A 19173-nucleotide genomic window follows, 5' to 3' on the forward strand; every position below is an offset into this window, starting at 1 on the left:
GCGCCTCCCGAATCCCAAAGGAACAAGGCCCCGAGCGGATGACCGATGCGTTGTGGACGGAGGAGGCGACCCGCAGGGCGGTCGCCATGTGGGTCGCCGGAAGCGATCCCGCGGCGATCGCCGACGCGGTGGGCACCACCCCGGAGGACGTGATCCGCCGGGTGGCGCAGGCCGCCCTGACCCTGCCGGCCAAGCCGCAGGAGACCAGGTCGCAGGAGACCAGGTCGCAAGAGGCCAGGTCGCAAGAGGCAAAGCCGCAGGAAACCAAGGCGCAGGAGGTCAAGCCGCAGGCCGCGAGGGTTCAGCCCGCCCCGCCGGTCGCTCCCAAGCCGGTCGCCGCCAAGCCTGTCGCCCCCAAGCCCCTCGCCGCCGAGGCGCCCTCCGATGCGCTCCGGGCCGCGCGGCCGGTCCTCGGGCCCGCGGCGTTGAATCGGCTCGCCTCGCAGATCCTCGCTGCCAAGCCCGCTGCGCCGAAACCTGTCGCCTCCAAGCCTGTCGCTCCCAAGCCGGTGGCCGCGAAGCCCGCTGCCCCGAAGCCCGTCGAGGCCGCGGCGATCCCGGCCAAGGCGGCCGCCCGGCCCGCCGAGCCGGCGCCCCGCGCGGTCTTGGCGCCGGCCCCCGCCGCCCTGGCGCCGGCGGAGCCGGCCCCCGCGCTGCCGGTCGCGGCGGGGCCGGGCGGCGTGATGCCGCCGACGCCCCTGTCGCGCCGGCCGCTGATCGCGGCCGATGGCGGCGACGGCATGCCCTTCATGAAGGCCGGCCTCCTCGATTGCGTCTACCCGCTCTGGTCGGATCACGAGCCGGTCTCGATCGAGAGCAAGCGCGTCTGCGGCTGCCGCGTCGTCACGGGCAAGCGCTGGTGCGCGCAGCACTACGCCGTGGTGTTCGAGCCCCTGAAGAAGCCGCTGCGCGCCGCCTGATCGGCCCCGAGGGACGCGCTGGCCAAGTCTCGCGGCTTCATCGTGAGGTTTCGGCCGCCCTCAGCGGGCGGCTTTCCGGGCCGGCGCGGGGCCCTGCCCCCAGCTCCGGATGAGCCAGGGAATCCGGGTGGCGATCATGGGCTTGGCGTAGCGGTAGCCCTGGGCGAAGTCGCAGCCCATGGCGCGCAGGCGCTCGGCCTGTCCCTCGGTCTCGACGCCCTCGGCGGTCACCTGCGTCTTCAGGGAGCGGCCGAGGCCGATCACCGCCGCCACGATCGCGGCGTCGTCCCCGTCCTGCTCCAGCCCCCGCACGAAGCTCTGATCGACCTTGATGTGGTCGACCGGAAACTGCTTCAGGTGGGTGAGCGAGGCGTAGCCGGTGCCGAAATCGTCGAGCGCCACGGTGACGCCGCTCTCGTGGAAGCGCCGCAGGATGGCGGCGACGCAATCCGAGCCGCGCCCGAGGAACACCGTCTCGGTCACCTCGATCTCCAGGCACGTCGCCGGGACGCCGGCCGCCTCCAGCACCCCCAGCATCGTGTCGGCGAGGTCGGGCTGGTGGAACTCGGCCGAGGACACGTTCACGGCGACGCGGCCGAACGCGAGCCCGCGCGCGCGCCAGCCGCGCATATCCGCCGCCACGTGGCCGATGATGCAGGCCCCGATCATCCTGGCGAGTTCCGGATCCTCGAAGGCCGAGCCGAAATAGCCCGGCGCCCGGATCCCGTCGGTCGGGTGCTGCCAGCGCGCGAGCGCCTCGAAGCCGACGATCCGGCCCGTCACGAGGCAGACCTTCGGCTGGTAGAACGGAATGATCCGCCGCTGCGCCAGGGCCTCGCGCATCTCCCCCGCGATGGCGACCCGCCGCTCGGTGAGCGCCCGCATCTCCGGGGCGTAGACGGCGATGCGGTTGCGCCCGGCGGATTTCGCCCGATAGAGCGCGATGTCGGCATCCTTCATCAGCTCGTCGGGCAGGCGATGATGGGCGGGGTAGCCCGCGAGCCCGATGCTGACCTTGCTGGCGAGCGGACGCCCCCGGTAGGTGAAGGGCTCGCGCAGGCGCGCGACCAGGCGCTCTGCGAAGGCCGCCGCCTCGGCGAGGCCGTAGGGCGCCACCAGGATCACCGCGAACTCGTCGCCGCCGAGCCGCGCCACCGTGTCGGCGGGGCGGATCAGGGCGGACAGGCGCGCGCTCATCTCCTTGAGCATCGCGTCGCCCGCATCGTGCCCGAGGGTGTCGTTGACGTCCTTGAAGTCGTCGATGTCGATCAGGAGCAGGCCGACGCCGGTGCCGTCCCGCTCGGCCGCCGCCAGGGCCGCCTTGAACCGGGCCTGGAACAGGGCGCGGTTCGGCAATTCCGTGAGGGGATCGTGGTTGGCCGTGCGCCAGAGCCGCGCCTCCGCCTGCTTCCGGTCCGTGATGTCGAAGGTGATCCCGACGATGCGCTCCGGCTCGGCCTGCTCGGCGCGCATGCAGAGCCACATCTCCGGCCCGTCCGGCGGCTGGAACCGGAACTCGACCGCATCGAGGGCGCCCCCATAGGCGCTGAAATCCTCCACATGCGCCCGGTCCTCGGGATGCACCCGGTCGGTCAGGTAGGAGACCGGCCCCGAACCGATCCCGAGCAGCTCGCGGGCATTGTCGGAGCGCGTGGCGAGGCCGGTCCGGAGGTCGCGCTCCCAGGCGACCATCCGCCCGGCCCGGAGGGCGAGGCGCAGGCGCTCCTCGCTGGCGCGCAGGGCGGATTCCGAGAGCCGGCGCTCGGTGACGTCATGCGTGGCGCCGACCATGCGCAGGGCCGCCCCGGTCCCGGAGCGGATCACGAAGCCGCGGTCGAGGACCTGCGCGTAGGTGCCGTCGCCGCGCCGGACGCGGTACTCGTCGCTGTAATGGTCCTCGGTGCCGTCGACGGCGCCCGCGATGGTGGCGCGGGCCCGGTCCCGGTCCTCGGGGTGGATGCGTTCGATCCACTGCGCCCCCGTCAGGTCCGCCTCGGGCGGGCGGGGGCCGAACAGGGTCTCGGCCGCCTCGCCCCAGCTGATCGCGTCGGTGACGAGGTCCCAGTCCCAGATCGCGTCCTTGGTGGCCTGCTCGGCGAGGCGGTAGCGCTCCTCGCGCTCGCGGATGTCGCGCTCGGCCCGGAGCAGGCGCAATTGCGCCACCACGATCGCGGCGAGATCCCGGAGCTGGCGGCGCTGCTCGGCCGGGAAGCGGCGCGGCACCACGTCCTTGAGGCAGAGGGTGCCCACATGCAGTCCCGGCTCCAGGGTCAGGGGAGCGCCGGCGTAGAAGCGGATATGGGGCGGTCCGGTGACGAGGGGGTTCTCAGCGAAGCGCGGATCCGCGGCCGCATCCTCGATCACCAGCACGTCGTCGGCCAGGATCGCGTGGGCGCAGAAGGCGACCGCCCGCGGGGTCCGGCCGAGATCGAGGCCGCAGCTCGCCTTGAACCATTGCTGGTCTTCCTCGACCAGGGAGACGAGGCTGATCGGAACCGAGAACAGGGCGGCGGCGGTCCGGCAGACGGCGTCGAGATGGGGCTCCGGCGGGCTGTCGGCGATCGCCAGGTTCCGCAGGGCCTTCAGCCGCTCGGCCTCGCGCGGTACGACGGGAAACATCGGCGACCCCCTCCAGCGCGGGCCCTGCCCGCCCCCGACCGATCGGGGCTCGCTCCCGATGCCGGGGCCTCGTCGGTGGGGTTTGCTTCAATCTCCAGTTGCCGAAACGGTAGGCCGCAGATTCTTAAGAAACGCCTCCGCGTCGGAGACCTTCGAGAGAGGTCTCCGCGTCGGCGCGGCCCGGCCTCCGGTTGTGTCTCTGGTCGTGTCTTCGGGTGTGTCTTCGGGTGTGTCTTGGGCTGTGCGGGCGGATCGAAACCGCTGTCGACCCGGGTCGGCGCCGTGCTATGCCGGGCCCTGGAGGCGAACGGGGTCTGGTGGCCCTCCTGGTCTTCAAAACCAGCGGCACGCCAACAGCGTGCGGTGGGTTCGATTCCCATCCGCCTCCGCCAGCTTTTCGCGATTGATCCTGGGCCGCCCGGGAGCCCTCAGGCGTCCTCGCGGAGCGGCCCGACCAGCCGCTCGTACTCGGCCTCCGCGAAGCCGTAGCTCGTGCCCGCCAGCCGGACGAGCTTGTCGCGGTCGAGGATCGTGATCAATCCGCGCCGGGTCGCGATCATGCCCCCGCTCTCGAGTTCGTGGACCGCGACCGTCACGCCGGGGCGGTGCACGCCGAGCATCGTCGACAGGATCTCGTGCGTGATCGCGAGGTCGTCGCCGTCGAGGCGGTCATGCACGAGGAGGAGCCAGCGGGCGAGCCGCTCCTCGGTCTTGTGCCGGCGGTTGGAGAGGGCGGTCTGGCTCGTCCACAGGTTGGCGACCTGGACGTAGCGCAGCAGGAGGGCGCGCAGGGCCTCGCTGCGGGCCATGGCGCTCCGGAGGAGGTCGGCCTCCAGCCGCAGGGCGTGGCCGGCCACGCGGATCTCGGTGTCGAAGGGCGTGCGGTCGACCCCGAGCACCAGGGCCGGGCTGACCATGCCCTCGCGGCCCAGGATCGCCACTTCGAGCCGGACGCCCTCCCCGGTCGCGAGGCTGACCGAGGCGAGGCCGCTCTCGAGGAAGTAGACCCGCTGGATCGGCGTGTTGGCGGCGGCGATGCGCGCGCCGAGATCGAGGGGCACGCTCTCGAGATGGGGGCGCAGCCCGTCCAGATCCTCCGGCGCGAGGGCGCGGAGCAGGCGGTTCTGGACCGTCGGTTGGGCCGGGGCGGTCGGGATCAGGGGCGGGTCCTGGAGCACGAGCGTGTCCATCGGGTTGAACCGCCCTCCGCTCACCCATCCAGGCGGCGAGCTCGGGCGCCGCACACAATGCCGGGCCGGAGGTGAGGGCCGGACGGGCCCTCATACTTAGCCGCTGGACGGTCCGGGGGGGATTCACCAAAGTTAAGGATCTGCGGATCGAGACGGCTTCGTACTCTCCTGAACGCTTGCCCGGGCCTGGCTTGATCCCGGGCTCGAACCCTTGCCCGGCCCCTTGCCCTGCCCCTTGCCCGAACCTCGCCGGCCTCAGAGCCCGTGCAGGGATCCCGGGCCGGCTTCGAGGTTGCGCCCATGCGGCAAGGTGAGGTTCTTGGGCAGGTGCAGGTAGCTGCCGTCGAACATCGCCGCGCTCTGCAGGGCCGGGAAATCCAGGATGGTGAGTTCCCGCCCGCGCAGGCAGATCAGGCCGTCGCTGCGCAGTTGCTGCACCGTGCGGTTGATGTGGACCGCCGAGAGGCCGAGGGCATCGGCGAGCTCCCCCTGCGTCAGGGGCAATTCGCAGCGGTTGCCCTGCGTCAGCCCGACCGCGCTCAGGCGGACGAACAGCTCGCAGAACAGGTGCGCGATCCGCTCGTAGCCGGTGCGCTGGCCGATATTGACGATCCATTCCCGGTGCACCGCCTCCTCCACGAGGGCGGCGCAGGCGAGCGCCCGGGTGAGCCGCGGATGCTCCTCGACCAGGGCCGCGAAGGCCTGGCGCGGGATCACCGCGACCGTCGCGGCGGTGAGCGTCACGACGCTCTCGTCGCCGAGGTCGAGATCGGGCAGGCAGCGCCCGCACAGGTCGCCCGGGATGAACAGGGTCAGGATCTGGCGCCGCCCGTCGGGCAGGATCTTGTAGCGGCAGGCATTGCCCTCGATGATCAGGCAGACCGAGCGGGACAGGCCGTTCTCCAGGCTCAGGTGCTCGCGGGCGCCGTGGTGGCGCTGCTGGCGGCCCAATTCGTTCAGGCTCTCCCGCTCCGGCCCCGAGAGCTCGAGAAAATTCCCGAGCTTGCGCGCCAGGATCCCGCCCACCACCTCGCCTCCCCCTTCGGACGCCCCGCCGGGCCGCCGGGCGGACAGACCCGCCGATGTGCCGGAGCGAAGGGGCGACACCGCATAGCGCGGCAACGTATCCATCGATGCCTCCTCTCGCCCGATTCCCGTCCGCGGCAGCGCCTGCCGGTGGAATGGAGGCTCGGGTCCCTCGCACGACCGCGGGGTGCTGCCCCGCGACCACGGTCTCGCATCGTGTGATCCGGGCCAGACGGCCCGCATCGTTGCCGAGTCTCCCCGTCTCAGCGTCCTCCCAAGTTTCGGATGGCAGAGATTTCGGCGGATCGCGTGAGGCTCGCCGCTTTCCGCGACGTCCGGATCCGCTCCCTCTGCAATCGGTCTCCTGAGGCCGCCGCGGACTCGACCTCCGCCGCGGGCATCAAGCGATACAGGCGTATGTTAGCAATAATTCTGTTCTTTTCAAACACGGGTTGTGGGTAATGTGAACCAAAAACTGCGGAGATGTTCGGGACGGCTGAGTTGCGCAGGCATTCGGCGATCTTAGATTCTTCAAATGGTCGATCTGTACGAAATCTGACTATCGTGGTCCCCGGCCAGACCCGGTTGGACAGTCTTCGCGCGGTGGAGGTGCAACCTGTGATGGGTGATCCGGCCGCGCCGTCACGGTGCCGGCGACCCGCATATCGGCTCCGGACCGGGACCGCAGGCCTCTCCGGGGATCCGGGGGCAGGGGCGCCGCGCGCTTCATCCCAAGCGCGCAGTTTTTCGAGAGATAAAACCTTAGATTGCGTTTCGTCGCGCACGCGGCCGGATGGCGCGTCACGGGTCAGATTCGCCGGGTCGCTGCCTTCTAAGCCGGACCCTGTCCACCCGATTGCCGATTCCGCCGGGTCCGGACCGGCACATCCGTGCGCCGTTCGGTCACCGCCGGCCGAGGCGGCCGAATGCGCAATCGTTCATGAAATGTTCCGTCAAAAAAGAGCGGCCGGGCCGGCCCCAAGGGTCGGTCCCGTGCCGCATCGCATGCGCCCTGCCGGACGCCGCGCCGACTCAGCGGCGCGTCTTGACCTTGGCCTTGCGGGCCGCGTAGCGCGCATCGCGCAGGGCCTTCTTGGCGACCAGTTCGGCGGATTTGCGCTCCTGGGCGGCGGCGCTCTCGGCTTCCTCGCGCGCGATCTGGGCGGCGAGTTCCGCCTCCTCGCGGGCGCGCTTCTCTTCCGCTGCCTGAATCTCGGCCGCGATGCGGGCGGCCTCACGCTCCCGGATACGCTCGTCGCGGGCGCGGGCAACCTCTTGGCGCGCCTTGGCTTTCGCGATCAGCTCGGGGTCGTCGGCCGGCGGGCGGGCCTTGAACTTGGCCAGCAAAGCCGCCTTCGCGTTCGCGGAGTTCTGGCGGCGGTCGTCGAAATTCCTGTAGTCGAATGCGCTCATCTGACCTTTCTCGTGCGATATCTCAGGTGCGACGCTTCACGGGATCGCCGCCGGCGCGCCAGCGCGGACGGAGGCGAGCGGAGATCGAGAATCCGATCCTGTCCCGCGAAACCGGATTGCCAATGCCTCAGCCCCAGGCCCGACGCAACAGAATCGGCCTCGCGCGCGGAGCGCATCGAACGCTTTGTCCGTCACCGACCGGAAAAGATCGGTGACGGTCTCTCAAAAGCCTCACACGGCCTGGAGGTTGCCCGCCGATTGCTTGCCGGTGCGGCGATCGCTCTCGATCTCGTAGGAGACCTTCTGTCCCTCGATCAGGTTGCGCATCCCGGCGCGCTCGACGGCCGAGATGTGGACGAACACGTCCTTGCCGCCGTCATCCGGCTGAATGAAGCCGTAACCCTTGGTCTCGTTGAACCACTTCACGGTACCCGTGCTCATGGCGTATTCCTCCAGTCTGTGAGGTAGGGGACCCGCCCGCCCTCGCGGCTGTCCGCGCAGGAGCATGAAGGGCAGGTCGGTCGATATGGGAACGGGTCGATGCGGCGCCCTTGGGGACAGCGGGAACGATGGGGCGAGGCAACCCGGCATGAGCCGGCCACGGATCGATGAGAGGCTGAGTTAGGTCGCCGCCGCCGTTCTGGCAAGGCGGCGCACCGCGGAATCGTGCTGTCGCGCACCTGCGGGGATGGGGCGCGGGCGCGACCCGATTCCTGAGGCCTGACGGCGGCTTGAGGATACTCCGGCGCGGCCCTCCCTCCGGCGCGAGCCGGCTCCGTCCCCCGCGAAGGTTGCCCCCGCAAGGTCCGACGGCTAGGTTCGCGGCGACCAGCGCGGCTTTCTGGGCATGACTCCTCGGAGCCGGACACATGGGCCAGTCATCGGCATTCAGGGCCGGATGGCCCCGTTCGCGCGAGCCGGCATCGAGCGGGGGCTTGAGATGACGACGCAGGCGACGTTTCGGATCGGGAGGGCTCCGGCCGGCGGGTCGGGGCGGGCCGTGATCGCCTGCAGCGCGGCTTGAGAGACGAGAACCGTTCGCGCGTGGCTCAGACGATCCCAAGGCGGGACCGGTTTCCGACGATCGGCCGGTTTGGACAGGCCTGGCTGGCGGCCGGCATCACGCTCGGCGTCACGCTCGGCATGACCCAGACCGCATCGGCCTTCGACCTCTTCGGGCTGTTCGGATCCGAGGAGGCTCCGCCGGCTCCGAACGCGGGCGCCCTGCCCTACAGCGTCAAGGTCTCGGGGGCCGACGACGAGGATCTCCTCAAGGCCCTGCAGGACACCTCCGCCCTCTACCGCCTGCGCCAGGAGCCGCCGCCGGACGGCGATGGCCTCGTGCGCCGCGCCGAGGCGGATCTCCGGCGGCTTCCTGAGGCTCTGTCCGGCTACGGCTACTATGCGGGCCGGGTCGCGATCCGCGTCGACGGCGTGGCGATCGGCGGCGAGGCTTCCCTCGCCCCGGCCGCGCGGGCGGCGGAAGCCTCGCGCAACCGGGCTCTGGTTCCGGTCAGGATCGCCCTCGATCCTGGCCCCCTCTACACGCTCCGCTCCGTCACGGTGCGCGATTCCCGCGGACGCTCCTTCACCGAAGAGGTGCTGCCCGCGCGCTTCACGCGTGTCGACGAGGCGGTTCCGGCCCGCTCCGCGACCGTCCTGGCGCGCGAGGCCAGGATCGTTGATCGCTTCCGCTCGCTCGGCCATCCCTTCGCCAAGGTGGTCTCGCGCGATCCCGTGGTGGACGACGCGGCCCACGTGATGGACGTGACCTTCACGGTCGATCCGGGACCGCTCGCGGGTCTCGGCTCGGTCGCCCTGCGGGGCACCGAGGATATCGACCCGGCGGTGGTGCGCTCCTTCATCTATGCGGAGCCGGGCGACCCGTATTCGCCGCGGGCAATCGCCGACATCCGGCGCTCGGTCGCGAAGGTGGAGGGCCTCGGCTCGGTGCGGGTACGCGAAGGCGAGACCCTCGACCCGCAGGGCAACCTGCCGATCTTCGTCGACGTGACGGAGCGGGAGCGCAACCTGATCGGCGTCGCCGCCCGCTACTCGACCGTCGATGGTCCGGGCATTCGCGCCTATTACGCCAACCGCAACCTTTTCGGCGGGGGCGAGACCCTGCGGGTCGACGCCGATCTCTACTATCTTGGCAACGACCTCTACGCGACGCAGCGCAAGCTCGCGGGCATCGATTCGAACGGGCTCGGCGGGCGCCTCTCGGCGACCTTCGTCAAGCCGGCGCTCTGGGGCACCCGCAACGACCTCGTCGCCAACGCCTTCGCCGGACGCGAGGCGCAGCAGAGCTACGTCGCCGATGCGGCCGGCGGCACGGTCGGCATCCGGCACCGCTTCTCCGATACGTTCTTCGCACAGCTCGGCGTCGAGGGGCAGGCCGGCCGCTCGCAGGACGCGCTGGGCAAGGTCGATTACCGCCTCGTCGGCGTACCCCTCTCGGTGTCCTACGATTCGACCGACAATCTCCTCGACCCGACGGAGGGCGTGCGGCTCACCGCTTCCGCCACGCCTTACGCGGGGTTTCTCGGCTCCGATCCCTCGATCTTCGTGGCGAAGGCGCAGGGCTCGACCTATTACGCCTTCGACGACGAGGCGCGATACATCCTCGCGGGCCGCCTCGGCTTCGGCTCGATCTCCGGCGCGCGGCTCGAGGACATCCCGGCCAACATCCGGTTCTTCGCGGGCGGCGGTGGCTCGGTGCGCGGCTATCCCTATCGGACGCTCGGCCCCCGCGGCCCCTTCAACCTGCCGATCGGCGGCCGCAGTTTGCTGGAAGCCTCGCTCGAGGCCCGCATCAAGGTCACCGACACCATCGGCGTGGTGCCCTTCTTCGACGCCGGCACGGCCTTCGCCGGCAGCTTGCCCGACTTCAACGAGCGGATCCGGTACGCCGCCGGCATCGGCCTGCGCTATTATACCGGAATCGGCCCGATCCGCGTCGACCTCGCCTTCCCGCTCAATCGGATCAAGGGCAATCACGAGCGCCCGGCAGCCCTCTACATCAGCCTGGGACAAGCCTTCTGATGGCTGGATCACGCATGCGCCCCGTCGCGAGCCGCGGCCGAGCCCTGGCCGCGGCGCTCTGTGCCCTGGTCATCGCGACGCTCGTCGGGACCGCCACCTTCACGCGGGCGGCCGACGAGGGCGAGAAGACGGTGCTGGGCGGGCTCCTCTCCAAAGCCCTCTCGACGCCGAGTTCCCGCGTCGCCATCGGGGCGGTCGACGGCGCCCTCTCCTCCGACGCCACCATCCGGGACGTGGCGATCAGCGACCGCGACGGCGTCTGGCTGAAGCTCGACCGAGCCCGCCTCGTCTGGCGTCGCCTCGCGCTCCTGTCGGGGCGCCTCGAGATCGACAGCCTCGAACTCGGACGCCTCGAGGTCCTGCGCCGTCCCCTGCCCGCCCCGGCCGCTGATGCGCCGGAGCCCGACGGCTCGCTGCTGCCGGACCTGCCCGTGAAGGTCGAGGTCAAGGGGTTCCGCCTCGCGGAGCTGGTGCTTGGCGAGGCCATCGCGGGACAGCCGGCCCGGCTCGAGGCGCAGGGCAAGGTGAAGCTCGGTGCCCCCGCGGAGGGCCTCGACCTCGATCTCGGCGTCCATCGCCTCGATGCGGCCGGGCAATTCGTGGCGCGGCTCCTGTTCGTGCCGAAGGGCGAGCGGCTGGAGGTGAAGGCAACGCTGACGGAGCCCGCCGGCGGCCTGCTCTCGAAGGGTTTGAACGTGCCGGGTACGCCGCCCATCAACCTCGACCTCGATGGGCGCGGCACTCTCGATGCGTGGAATGCGCGCCTCGATTTCGACGCGGGCGAGAGCATCGGCGCCAAGGGAGCCGCGAAGATCTCGCGCATCGGCGCCGAGCGGCGCCTCAGCCTCGATCTCGCCTCGCGCATCGAGGGCCTGCTGCCCGGCCCGGTTGCCGCCGTGTTCTCGGGCACGACCCAGCTCGACGGGTCCCTGCGCTTCTCCGACAGCGGCAGCCTCGGCATCGACCGGCTGGAACTCGCCTCGCGCACCGCTCGCCTCGATGCGCGCGGCAGCCTCAGCACCGACCGAATGGCCGACTTCACCGTCTCGGCCCGTGCCGTGCCGACCGAGGGCGGCGTGACGAAGGCCGCCGAGACGGAATTGCAGAGCCTCGTCCTCGACGCCAGCCTGAAGGGGCCGCTCGCCCGTCCCGAGATCAATGGATCGCTCAAGGCGGCGGGCCTGCGCACCCGCGACAGCAGACTCGACCGCATGGACGCCAGCGTCAAAGCGGTGCCGGTGACTGCGGAGAAGACGGGCCGTTTCGCCCTCAGCGCCGATGCGCGGGTCGAGGGCCTCTCGCTCGCCGATCCGGCGCTCGCCCACGCCATCGGGTCTCGCGCCGCCCTGACGTTCCGGGCCACGCTCGAGCCCGACAACACGCTCGCGGTGTCGAGCCTGCGCATCGAAGGGCTGAATGCCGAGGCCACCTATGCGGGCCGGATCGGCCAGAACATCCTGACGGGCGAGGTCGAGGCCGAGATGCGCGACCTCGCGGTCTATTCGGGTCTGGCCGGTCGCCCGCTCGCCGGCAGCCTCGCGGCCCGGGCGGCGCTCAGCGGCGACCCCGCCCGCAAGGCCGTGACGGCGGATGTGGATCTGCGCGCGCAGGGGCTCGGCCTCGCGCATCCGATCCTCGACCGACTTCTCGGCCGGACCCCACGATTCAACGGGCGCCTGTCCCAGGTCTATGACGGCTACGCCTTCGAGCAGGCCCGTCTCGAAGGGGCCGAGATGATCGCGCGATTGGAAGGGCGGGCCACGGCGCGTCTCGCCGATGCGCGGCTCAGCCTCGACCTCAAGGATCTTGCTGCCCTCGACGACAAGCTGGCCGGGCGCGCCACGCTGGAGGGGCGCCTCACCGGCTCCCTGGTGCGACCCGACCTCGCCGCGGTGCTGAGCGCTTCCGAAGCGACGGCGCTCGGACGTCCGATCCGCAATCTGCGCATGGACGCCACGATCGGCGATCTCACCGGTGCTCTCGATGGCCGCGTGCGGCTCGGCGGCATGATCGGCGGCAAGGCCCTGGAGGGCGACGTTCATCTGACGCGTCCCTCCGCACAGAATTGGGCGCTCGACCGTCTCGCGGTCCGCCTCGGCAGCGTCGGCATGGACGGGCGCGCCGCGATCGATGCCGGAACGGGCCTTGCGGACGGGACCCTGACGCTCACGGCGGCCGATCTCGACGATCTGTCGCCCCTCGCCCTGACCCGCATGTCCGGCAGCCTCGATGCGAACATCGCGCTGACGCGCAGTGGCGGCCGGCAGAACGCGGCCCTCCGCGCCAAGGGCGCGCAGATCCGTGTCGGCGAGGTCGGGCTCGCGCGCCTCGATGCCGATCTCAAGGGCCAGGATCTCCTCCGGGCCCCGGTGCTCGACGGACGCCTCGACGCGGATCGCCTCGTCGCCGCGGGCGAGAGCCTCGATACGGTCCGGTTTTCCGCCATCGGCACGCCCTCGGCGAGCGACGTGACCTTCAAGGCCAAGGCCCGCGGCTTCGATCTCGATGGGGCCGCCCGGCTCGTGCCGGCCGAGCGCACGCGCATCGAACTGTCGCGGTTCTCGGCCGTGCGGGGGGCCGATCGGCTGGCGCTGACCGGTCCGGCCACGATCACGCTCGGCGACGGCGGTGCCCGGATCGACGGCTTCGGCCTCGCGGCGGGTTCAGGGCGCCTCACGGTCTCGGGCCGGGCCGGTCACGATCTCGACCTCAAGCTCGGTCTGCGCGCCCTGCCCCTCTCCCTGGCCCGCATCGCGAGCCCGGGCCTTGCCCTGAGCGGCACCCTCGACGGCGATGCCGAGGTTCGGGGCCAGGCGACCCGGCCGGACGGGCATTACGCCTTCACGGTGAGCCGCCTCGTCACGCCCGAGACCCGCAAGGCCGGCCTTCCGCCGATCGAGGCGCGGGTGAGCGGCGCCCTCGCGAATGGGCGTGCCGGCCTCGACGGCCGCGTCTCGGCCGGGCCCGGCGTCGCGGTGACGCTTGGCGGCTCCCTGCCGGTGGAGGCCGGGGGCACCCTGGCGCTCAAGGCGGGCGGCACCGTCGAGGCCGCACTCGCCAATGGCCTGCTCAGCGCCGGCGGACAGCGCCTCACCGGTCGCGTCGCCTTCGACGCCGGTGTGACCGGCACCCTTGCGGCGCCCCGCGTCGAGGGCGCGGCGACGCTCTCGGGCGGCAGCTTCACCGACCCGCTCCAGGGCATTCGCTTCACCGGCATCGAGGGCCGGGCCACCGGGCGCGGCGACACCATCGTGCTGGAGCGCCTCACCGCCGCGACCCGCAACGGCGGTACGCTGCGCGCCTCCGGCCGCGTCGCGGTCGCGCCCGAGGCTGGGTTTCCCGGCACGCTGACGCTCACGGCCGAGCGGGCGGAACTGGTCTCAAGCCCCCTGATGACGGCGGTCGCGAGCCTGAATCTGGCACTGAGCGGGCCGCTCGCCCGCACGCCGCGCGTGGCGGGCCGGGTCGACGTGGTCTCGATCGACGTCTCCGTGCCGGACCGGTTGCCCGCCACGGTGCAGCCGCTGCCGGGCATCCGCCGGGTCAACACGCCGCCGGAGGTCCGGGCGCGGCTCGACCGCAAGGCCGAGCGCAACGCGCAGGCCGCCGCCATTGGACGCCGCCGCGGCCGGCCGGCCGGCCCCTTCGACGCCAATCTCGACATCGCCGTGACGGCGCCGAACCGCATCTTCGTGCGCGGGCGCGGCATCGATGCCGAACTCGGCGGGACCTTGCGGCTCACCGGTTCCTCGCGCGATCCGCAGGCGATCGGTGCCTTCGAGATGCGACGGGGCCGCCTCAGCATCATCGGCCAGCGCCTCGACTTCACGCGCGGCCGCCTGACCTTCGCGGGGGAGATCACGGCACCCGATCTCGATTTCGCGGCCGAGACCAAGGCCGCCGAGGTGACAGCCCGCGTGGCCGTGACGGGACCGGCCAACCAGCCGAACTTCGTCCTCAGCTCGGATCCGAGCCTGCCGCAGGACGAGGTGTTGTCGCGGCTCCTGTTCAAGAAGGCGGCCGGCAAGCTCTCGCCGTTCCAGGCGCTGCAACTGGCGCAAGGGGTGGCCCAGCTCTCGGGCGGCGCCGGCGGCATCGACGTGTTCGAGCAAGCCCGCAAGGGCCTCGGTCTCGACAGCCTCGATGTCTCGACGGGGGCGAGCGGTGGCCCCGCGATCGGGGCCTCGCGCTATCTGAGCGATCGCCTGAGCGTTGGCGTGAAGGCCGGGGCGAAACCGGCCGATACGGCCGCCACCATCGATTACGACGTGACGCGCCGGGTGAAGATCCAGGGTGAGGCCGGCAGCGATGGCCGCGCGGCCGTCGGCATCGGGGCGGAATGGGAGTATTGAGCCCCGAAATCCACGGTGGCACCCAACGAAAAGCCCGCTTCCGCAGGGCGCGGAAGCGGGCTTGACCTTGCAGGCTGACCCAGGTTGGCGGGCCGCGCTTACTTGATGAGCGCGAGCAGGGCCTTGCCGGCGGGGGTCTGGAGTTCCTTGGCGTCGAGGGTGCCGTCGTTGTCCGGGTCGGCGGCCTTGAAGCGCTCGGCCACGGCAGCGAGGTATTCCTTCTTGTCGAGGGTGCCGTCGTTGTCGGGATCGGCCTGCTTGACGCCGGCCTTGCTGAGGCGGCCCTTCAGCTCCTTGGCATCGAGGGTGCCGTCGGCGTCCTTCTCGAGACGATCGAAGGTCGCGGACGCGACGGCCTGGACTTCCTTCAGGTCGACGGTGGCATCGTTGTCGGTATCGATCATCTTGACCGCGCCGGCGCCGCTCAGGGGCTTGGCGAGGACGGCGGGGGCTGCGAGGGTCGACAGCGCCAGGACAAGCGCGGCGAAGCTGCTGGAAACACGAAGGCTCATTGCCACTTTCTCCCGATTTGTTTGCGAGAGTTTCCCTATCCCTGGCCGTTGCGTTGCACAAGGGGCAGGCAAGGGGGAAATGGGCATCAGCGCAGGAATCCGCCATGACGTCGTGGAAGACACGGAAACGTGATGCTTCTTCGCAAGACGAGGGCCGCTCTCTCTCCGAGGTTTCCGGCGCGAACGCCGAATCAGGCCCCGGGCGCGGCACGCAGCGGCGAAGCGTCCGGCCCAGTGAGCGCGATCGCAACGCTGAACATTTCATATGGGGCGTGCACGCGAATCGGCCCCCTACGTTGAACAATTCCGCATCCGGCGCTCCATGTTGGCTGACGGGCATCCGGATGCTGCGCCGCAGCGGCGCGCCTGATCCCCGCACATCCCTTCGGAGAGTCGTTTCGTGCCCGCGCAACCGCTGATTTTCTACCCGGATCCCCGACTGCGCTTGCGCGCCGAGCCGGTCCCGGCCTTCGACGAGAGCCTGCGGGATCTCGCCCGGGACGTGCGCGACACCCTCGATGCCGCGCAGGCGGTGGGGCTCACCGCGCCCCATATCGGCCGGCCGCTCCGGCTGGTGGTGCTGCGCCTCGAGCCGGGCGAGCCGCACACGGTTTATGCCGATCCGGAAATCGTCTGGGCCTCGCCGGAGCGGGCTTCGGGCACCGAGGGCAGCGTCCTGATGCCGGGCGTCGCCGAGACGGTGGAGCGGGCCCGCGCCGTGCGGCTCCGCTACCGCGACCTCGACGGGGTTGAGCGGGAGGAAGCGGCGGAGGGGTTCCGCGCCGCCTGCCTGCAGCACGAGATCGACCAGCTCGACGGCATCTTCTGGATCGAGCGCCTGTCGCGGCTCCGGCGGGAGCGGGCGCTGAAGCGCTTCGCCAAGCTCCGGCGCGAGGCCCGCGCGGGCTGACGCGCGATGGCGGCGCGCGGGCGGGCCGTGATAGGCATGGCCCATGCGCAGCCTGCTCCCGGCGGTCCTTTCCTGTCTCGCGGCCCTGCTCGCGACGTTATCCGCCGCGGCGCAGGCCCAGAAGGCCCCCGCCAAGGCGGCGCCCGATCCGGTCCCGGTGGTCGGCTGCCCGTCGCTCGCCAATCTGCGCCTGCTGCTGCGCCAGGCGAAGGGGGATGCGGGGCTCGCCGCCGCGCGCCTCGGGGATGAGCGGGCGGACCATCTCGGCTGCAGCGTCATCGGCCGCGACAAGGTCTCGGCGCTCGCCGACCATGTCGGGCTCGATGGGCAAGCTTACGATTGCGTCGGCCTGCAGGGGACGCAGGTCTGCCACTGGACGCTCGCCGGCGCAGTGACGCCGGTGAAGCCCGCCCCCGAGCCGCCCCGTCGGGCTGCCCCGGAGAAGGCGCGCCGCTGAGCCAGAACGCTGCCGGTCGACCGGCCCCTTCTATCGGCTGGCCCCCCGGGTCTATGCTCGGCTCCCGCCCGCGGATCCCCGCGGCGGATGGGGCCGAACCCGACCCGGCGCTTCGACCGGGAGCATCGCGGAGCGCGCGGCCCGGCGCGCCTGGGAGGAATGTCCATGGGGATTGCGCGCAATCCGGCCCTGCGAGCCCGGCTCGCCTCGCCCGCGATCACGGCCGTGGCGGCGGGCCTTGCCCTCGCGGCCAGCGCTTGGGCCGTCCCGGCCTGGGGGCAGGAGCCCGTTCCGGGGGCCCCTCGCGCCGATGGCCGCGCCGGCGGCGCGGGAGACGTGGTCGCGTGCGATTCCCTCATCGCCCTGCGCCAATTGATGGCGCGGGCGGGCGAGGATCGCGGCGCGGCGGCCGCCCTCGTCGCGCAGGAGCCGCTCTGCCGGGCCCTGCCCCGGGCCGAGATCGGCGCCGTCGCGCATCGCGCCATGGTGGGGGGCGCGCCCTATGAATGCCTGGCCGTGCAGGCGGCGCCGGCCTGCCTCTGGGTTTTGCCCTGATCCGCCCCTTGCCCTGATCCGCCTCGGTCCACCCGCCAGGGCGGGCCGGCCCTGAGGGCGGAATGCGGATCCGAGCTTCGCTGCGGCGTCGGGCGCCCTATCTGCCCGGGGCCGGGCGAGGGCCGCGCGCCGCGCCTGCCATCAGACCCAACGACCGCGAGGAAACGACCCGATGCCGCCTGCCGCCGTCCGGAGCCGCCCCGAAACCGCCCATCCGTCCCGTTCCCTGGCGCGTGCGCTCCTCGGCCTCGGCCTGATCCTGGCCTGTCTCGGCACGGCATCGGGGGCCTCCGCCCAGGGCGAGCCGCCGATCAAGAGCGCGCAGGATGCCGCCTGCCGCAACGAGGCCCGGGCCCGGGTGTTCTCGACCCCCGACCCGCAGGGACTCGGCCTGCGCGCGGTCGGCCGGCAGATCTACATGGCCTGCATGCAGCGCGCGAGCGCCGCCGCCCGCAGACCCGTCACCCACAAATCGGCCCGGCGCCCCCGCCGGACGCGCTGAGACGCGGGAATACGGGCCGCCGGGCGGGTCGCGTGCCGGCCCTGCCCGGTGCGGGTGAGGCTCAGGCGCTGAGCGGTGCGCCGATGCGGGCGCGGAGCTGATGCCGGAGGTTCTCGTTGGCGCTGCCGGCATCGGCATCCAGCGCCGACATCAGGCGCAGGAGCTGGCTGATCGGGGTCGCCCGGTTCTGGACGGCCTCCGAGATTTGCTGCTGGAGGGATTTCGACGGGGTCTGGAAGATCGACTGGGCCGGCTGAGACATGATCCGCGCTTGTCCTCGTGGGATCTCGGGCTTTTCCGCGCGGCTCGCTACGCCGTTCGGAGGCCGCGCACCACCCATCTCGTCACCGATTGGTAGCCGGCACGTTACCGATGTCACATCACCGCAACAGAAGGTCTGGAAGTCGGGGATATCTCGCGCGGCGCATGAATTCGCGCTTGAGCGGGTCTCAGCGCGGGATCGCGTGGCCCCGCGCCAGGGGCGAGGCGTCGTAGCCGTCGAGGAGATCCTGCGGGTCGCGGTAGATCGCGACGCAGCCGGCGGCGGAGAGCTCCGCCTCGGGGAAGCCGCCGCAGAGAACCCCCAGGGTGGGGAGCCCCGCCTTGCGGGCGGCCTCGGCATCGTAGGGGGTGTCGCCGATCACCAGGATGTCGCGGGCCTTCCAGGGCGCGAGCTTGCCGAGGGCCGCCTCGAAGATGTCGGGATGGGGCTTCGAGCGGTCGGCGTCGTCGGAGCTCGTCGCCACGTCGACGAGATCGGTGATGCCCAGGATGTCCTGGTAATGCGCGACCTCGGATGCCTTGCCCGACGAGGCCAGCGCGACCGCGTGCCCGTCGGCCCGGATGCGGGAGAACAGCGCGCGCACGCCCGGGAACGGCGTCACCTTCGACAGATAGGCGCGCTTGAACAGGTCCGAGCGGTAGGCCTCGATGGTCTCGCCCTCCCGCTCCACCCGCTCCCGCGGCAGGAAGACCGGCATCAGCTGGTCGCCGCCCTTGCCGATCTGGCGCCGGACATCCGCCTGCGCGACCGCGACGCCGAAATGCCGGAAGGCCTCGACCCAGGCCGCGGCGTGCAGGTCCACGCTGTCGAGGAGCGTGCCGTCGATGTCGAAGATCACGGCTTTCATCGGCTGGGCTCCCTCCTGGCGCCGATCCCCGGCGTGGGGGGCGAACGGGGCGGGAGGGCCGGCGGTTCCGGAGCGCGATCCGCCGGGGGCGTCTCAGCGCGGGAACAGGTGCAGCCCGTCATCCGGCAGCAGGTTGCGGGCGGGGCCGCCGGTCTGCTGGCCGCGCCCCTGCTGGTAATATTCGAGCTCGGGGCGGCGGTCGTTGTCGCCGCCCGAATCGTATTCCCAGGGCTGGTCCCAGGGGGCGCGGCCCCCGAGCGTGATCGGGATCTCGGGCCCGAGGATGCCCGCGGCCGGGCGGCCATAGGAGCCGGCCTGCGCCGCGACGGGGACCAGGGCCGCCAGGGCGGCGAGAAGGGCGATCGATCCGGGCCGCATGGTGCTGGTGCCTCGCTGATGGGGATGGGCCGGCCAGAGGCCGGTGCCGCGACGGGCCGGTGGATGAAGCTTTGCCATACAACGAAGGCGGCGTCCGGCTGTTCCGTTGCGGGCGCCCGCAGCCTGGCGTCACGCCTCCTGAAACGCGAGAGCCCGCCCCGGTC

Annotated in this window: 16 protein-coding genes and 1 tRNA gene; 8 read left to right on the forward strand and 9 right to left on the reverse strand. The window is 71.7% G+C overall.

Annotation, left to right across the window (positions count from 1 at the left end; genetic code table 11):
* Nucleotides 1–38 precede the first annotated feature (38 nt).
* Nucleotides 39–920 carry a hypothetical protein gene (locus F6X53_RS09030; RefSeq protein ID WP_150999658.1) on the forward strand — a complete coding sequence of 294 codons (882 nt, stop codon included), beginning with the start codon at nt 39–41 and terminating at the stop codon, nt 918–920.
* Nucleotides 921–980: 60 nt separating this feature from the next.
* Here F6X53_RS09030 and F6X53_RS09035 read toward each other — a convergent pair whose 3' ends face one another.
* Nucleotides 981–3539 (reverse strand): sensor domain-containing phosphodiesterase, encoded by a 2559-nt coding sequence (locus tag F6X53_RS09035; RefSeq protein WP_238298003.1) that lies wholly within the window; start codon nt 3537–3539, stop codon nt 981–983.
* Nucleotides 3540–3838: 299 nt separating this feature from the next.
* Between F6X53_RS09035 and F6X53_RS09040 the strand changes: the two genes are divergently transcribed.
* A tRNA-Sec gene (locus tag F6X53_RS09040) sits at nt 3839–3931 on the forward strand.
* Nucleotides 3932–3967: 36 nt separating this feature from the next.
* Here F6X53_RS09040 and F6X53_RS09045 read toward each other — a convergent pair.
* The 4 genes from F6X53_RS09045 to F6X53_RS09060 form a co-directional block, all read right to left on the reverse strand.
* Complete coding sequence (locus F6X53_RS09045) at nt 3968–4729, reverse strand: Crp/Fnr family transcriptional regulator (RefSeq protein ID WP_150999660.1); 762 nt, start codon at nt 4727–4729, stop codon at nt 3968–3970.
* 255 nt (nt 4730–4984) lie between these two features.
* Nucleotides 4985–5860 (reverse strand): Crp/Fnr family transcriptional regulator, encoded by an 876-nt coding sequence (locus tag F6X53_RS09050; RefSeq protein ID WP_238298001.1) that lies wholly within the window; start codon nt 5858–5860, stop codon nt 4985–4987.
* A gap of 927 nt (nt 5861–6787) precedes the next feature.
* On the reverse strand, nt 6788–7168 hold the full coding sequence (locus tag F6X53_RS09055; RefSeq protein WP_150999662.1) for a DUF6481 family protein: 381 nt from the start codon (nt 7166–7168) through the stop codon (nt 6788–6790).
* Between the two features lie 231 nt (nt 7169–7399).
* Nucleotides 7400–7609 carry a cold-shock protein gene (locus F6X53_RS09060; protein ID WP_150962738.1) on the reverse strand — a complete coding sequence of 70 codons (210 nt, stop codon included), beginning with the start codon at nt 7607–7609 and terminating at the stop codon, nt 7400–7402.
* Nucleotides 7610–8311: 702 nt separating this feature from the next.
* Here F6X53_RS09060 and F6X53_RS09065 point away from each other — a divergent pair.
* Together F6X53_RS09065 and F6X53_RS09070 are read left to right on the forward strand one after the other, a co-directional pair.
* Nucleotides 8312–10213, forward strand: coding sequence for an autotransporter assembly complex protein TamA (locus F6X53_RS09065; protein ID WP_150999754.1), 1902 nt, complete (start codon nt 8312–8314; stop codon nt 10211–10213).
* Nucleotides 10213–14565, forward strand: coding sequence for a translocation/assembly module TamB domain-containing protein (locus tag F6X53_RS09070; protein WP_150999664.1), 4353 nt, complete (start codon nt 10213–10215; stop codon nt 14563–14565). The genes F6X53_RS09065 and F6X53_RS09070 overlap by 1 nt, the downstream gene beginning before the upstream one ends.
* A gap of 98 nt (nt 14566–14663) precedes the next feature.
* Here the strand turns inward: F6X53_RS09070 and lanM are convergent, their stop codons facing one another.
* Nucleotides 14664–15077 carry a lanmodulin LanM gene (gene lanM, locus F6X53_RS09075; RefSeq protein WP_150999666.1) on the reverse strand — a complete coding sequence of 138 codons (414 nt, stop codon included), beginning with the start codon at nt 15075–15077 and terminating at the stop codon, nt 14664–14666.
* Between the two features lie 400 nt (nt 15078–15477).
* Here lanM and F6X53_RS09080 point away from each other — a divergent pair, with 400 nt between their 5' ends.
* The 4 genes from F6X53_RS09080 to F6X53_RS33110 all read left to right on the forward strand — a co-directional run bounded on the left by F6X53_RS09080 (nt 15478) and on the right by F6X53_RS33110 (nt 17501).
* Nucleotides 15478–15987: a peptide deformylase gene (locus tag F6X53_RS09080; RefSeq protein ID WP_150999668.1), complete on the forward strand. Its 510-nt coding sequence runs from the start codon at nt 15478–15480 to the stop codon at nt 15985–15987.
* A gap of 43 nt (nt 15988–16030) precedes the next feature.
* Nucleotides 16031–16444 carry a hypothetical protein gene (locus F6X53_RS09085; protein ID WP_150999670.1) on the forward strand — a complete coding sequence of 138 codons (414 nt, stop codon included), beginning with the start codon at nt 16031–16033 and terminating at the stop codon, nt 16442–16444.
* A 165-nt stretch (nt 16445–16609) separates the two neighbouring features.
* Nucleotides 16610–16999: a hypothetical protein gene (locus tag F6X53_RS09090; RefSeq protein ID WP_150999672.1), complete on the forward strand. Its 390-nt coding sequence runs from the start codon at nt 16610–16612 to the stop codon at nt 16997–16999.
* Between the two features lie 172 nt (nt 17000–17171).
* Nucleotides 17172–17501 carry a hypothetical protein gene (locus F6X53_RS33110; RefSeq protein ID WP_238296160.1) on the forward strand — a complete coding sequence of 110 codons (330 nt, stop codon included), beginning with the start codon at nt 17172–17174 and terminating at the stop codon, nt 17499–17501.
* A 61-nt stretch (nt 17502–17562) separates the two neighbouring features.
* Here the strand turns inward: F6X53_RS33110 and F6X53_RS09100 are convergent, their stop codons facing one another.
* The 3 genes from F6X53_RS09100 to F6X53_RS09110 form a co-directional block, all read right to left on the reverse strand.
* The gene (locus F6X53_RS09100; protein WP_150999674.1) at nt 17563–17763 is read right to left on the reverse strand and encodes a hypothetical protein; all 201 of its coding nucleotides are present in this window, start codon (nt 17761–17763) and stop codon (nt 17563–17565) included.
* A gap of 187 nt (nt 17764–17950) precedes the next feature.
* The gene (locus F6X53_RS09105) at nt 17951–18631 is read right to left on the reverse strand and encodes an HAD family hydrolase (RefSeq protein ID WP_150999676.1); all 681 of its coding nucleotides are present in this window, start codon (nt 18629–18631) and stop codon (nt 17951–17953) included.
* A 93-nt stretch (nt 18632–18724) separates the two neighbouring features.
* Nucleotides 18725–19009, reverse strand: a complete 285-nt coding sequence (locus F6X53_RS09110; protein WP_150999678.1) for a hypothetical protein — start codon at nt 19007–19009, stop codon at nt 18725–18727.
* Between the last annotated feature and the right edge of the window lie 164 nt (nt 19010–19173).

Origin of the sequence: Methylobacterium soli (genome assembly GCF_008806385.1) — a bacterium.
Lineage (GTDB): Bacteria > Pseudomonadota > Alphaproteobacteria > Rhizobiales > Beijerinckiaceae > Methylobacterium > Methylobacterium soli.